The 1,918-nt window shown below is 57.7% G+C and carries 2 protein-coding genes and 1 pseudogene; all 3 read left to right on the top strand.

Annotation, left to right across the window (positions count from 1 at the left end):
- A partial coding sequence (locus GCT13_RS47525; RefSeq protein ID WP_152763670.1) for a transposase occupies positions 1-320 on the top strand: 320 nt, incomplete at its 5' end.
- 265 nt (positions 321-585) lie between these two features.
- The gene (locus tag GCT13_RS47530; protein ID WP_152768419.1) at positions 586-894 is read left to right on the top strand and encodes a hypothetical protein; all 309 of its coding nucleotides are present in this window, start codon (positions 586-588) and stop codon (positions 892-894) included.
- 709 nt (positions 895-1,603) lie between these two features.
- Positions 1,604-1,918: pseudogene (locus tag GCT13_RS47535) on the top strand (IS6 family transposase); the annotation flags it as partial.

Raw genomic sequence — 1,918 nt, forward strand, 5'->3', positions numbered from 1 at the left:
GTTCGAATTGCCAGCAATGTTCGCTAAAGGCGCGCTGCACGCCGGGCCCTCAACGCCGGGTGGCACGCTGGGAGCACGAAGGGGTGCTCGAAGAGATGCAGACGCGACTTGACCATAACCCCGACATGATGCGGATCCGAAGACAGACTGTCGAACATCCCTTCGGCACGCTCAAGGCGTGGATGGGTGCAACCCACTTTCTGACAAGAACGATTGAGCGGGTAAGTACCGAAATGAGCTTGCACGTGCTCGCGTACAACATGAAGCGGGTGATCAGGCTGCTCGGCGCAGAAATGGTGGTAAAGGCAATGCGGGCGTAAGCCTGGCGGGGTGGTCGAACCGTGTCAGCAGTTTGACGTAGCTGTTTCATGTAACTTGACGTTTGTGTTCCCGCAGTTCGCCGTCGAAACCTGTTCCGGGAGAACGTCTCGTCAATTTCCAGCAGCCAGGCGTTTTGACACGGTCTGGGCCGAAACGCGACTTTGTAATATTTGAAATGCGCGGTTACCAACTGCATGAGTTATTTCATCGACGCCTGCATAGGATGATCTCCATGAACCCGTCAAACGGAAAACGGAGAGTCTTATGAAACGCGCAACACTCGTGTTGTTGGTAATCAGTAGTTTGTCGGTGGCCCAGCAGGCATCGGCGCACGGACGCGGTGGCTGGGGCCATGGTCACGGCGATGGTGGCGCGATTGTGGGGGCGCTCATCGGGGGCGCGGTGCTCGGCGCGCTCGTGACGTCGGTTGCGAATGCTCAGCCCACCTACGGACAGCCGGTCTATCAGCAACCCGCCTACGCGCAACCGGTTTATACGCAAGCACCGTCAGCCGCTTGCTACGACAGCTATCAACGCACCTATGTGCCTTGTCAGGGCGGCTACGGGTATTGATCGCGGATGAAACCGCACGTGGTCATCGATGAACAGCCCTAACCGACCCTCTGCGGACGCACGTGCCACGTGTGTGGAAGACTGCACGGGCGGTGATTGGACGTTCGACAAAATCCGAGCGTCGCGGCCGGCCCCTGCCGTTTGGTAGGTAGGTTTAAGCTCGACGTTGTTCGTCGTGCCCGTCATGTAGATCTTCCCAGGAAGCACGCACACGCGCGCGACATGGCCGGGAAAGCACCAGGCGCACACGACCTGGACAAACATCGCCAGATCATTCATATCGAGCGAGATATTTCTCCAAAAATGGATTAATCAAATTGAGCAAGCAAACGACTGGCGATGGCAGTTCTCCGACCTCGCCGGCGGTGGCACCGTCGGCGCATGCCGGTAGCGACGTCAACTGCTATATGAAAGGGCGCCCGATCGTGCGGTATCTCCAGGAGCACCAGCGTCCGGCGCATCCGGTGCTCCATTGCAGCAGTTAGGCATACGAATCCTTTTAATATAGACATGCTCATCAGTAGCTGACCCATCGCGTACAAACTCCCGCTGCAGATCCGAAGGCCTACCAGTTAGACATTATTGCCCGAATGTGTTCAACGCAATTGGGATTGAAGTACACACGCACAGCTATGGTTCCACGGGAGGTTCTGTTGCAGTAAGGTGGTTCGCTATGACGCGCGGAATGACATGAACGACTGAAGCCTCGATGAAGACGTTGAATCCCCGGTGGCCCGAGTACTGAAACGCCTGCACTATCCGCTCGAGGTGATCCTGACCTGCGTGCGCTGGTATGTGGCCTATCCGCTGAGCCTGCGGCACCTCGAAGAAATGATGGCCGAGCGCGGCGTTTCGGTCGATCATTCGACCGTGCACCGCTGGGCCATCAAGCTGCTGCCGGTACTGGAGAAAGCGTTTCGCCGCCACAAGCGCCCCGTGGGCAAGAGCTGGCGTGTCGACGAGACCTACATTAAGGTCGGAGGCCAATGGAAATACCTGTATCGCGCCGTCGACAAGGCCGGAA

It is taken from the genome of Paraburkholderia franconis, from assembly GCF_009362735.1.
Taxonomy (GTDB): Bacteria; Pseudomonadota; Gammaproteobacteria; order Burkholderiales; family Burkholderiaceae; genus Paraburkholderia; species Paraburkholderia franconis.

What these genes read in the sequence shown, in the direction of transcription:
- GCT13_RS47530 (WP_152768419.1), top strand. Translation starts at nt 586, where the DNA reads ATGAAACGCGCAACACTCGTGTTGTTGGTAATCAGTAGTTTGTCGGTG.